General features: G+C 66.7%; 1 pseudogene. It reads left to right on the forward strand.

The annotated features are described in order from the left end of the window. A pseudogene (locus KJQ96_RS39745) lies at window positions 1-222 on the forward strand (hypothetical protein); the annotation flags it as partial.

Here is a 222-nt window from a genome sequence, read left to right on the forward strand (position 1 = left end):
GCGTCATCGCGGCGTTCAACTTGATCTACGAACCGGAATGGACGCGCCTGGTCGGCAGTAGCGCCATGGAGCGTGACTCCGCCGCGGGCGTGGCGCTCGGGGTGCTGGCGCAGGTGCGGCCGGGTTTTCTGCTGGGCGGTGAGGCGCGGTACTCGCGGAAGTATGAGGGGATCGGCTTGGAGGAACTTGTTGGGCAGGCGATGTTCGTCGGTCCGACAGCGT

The sequence above is a fragment of the Bradyrhizobium sp. sGM-13 genome (assembly GCF_018398875.1).
Classification (GTDB): Bacteria; Pseudomonadota; Alphaproteobacteria; order Rhizobiales; family Xanthobacteraceae; genus Bradyrhizobium.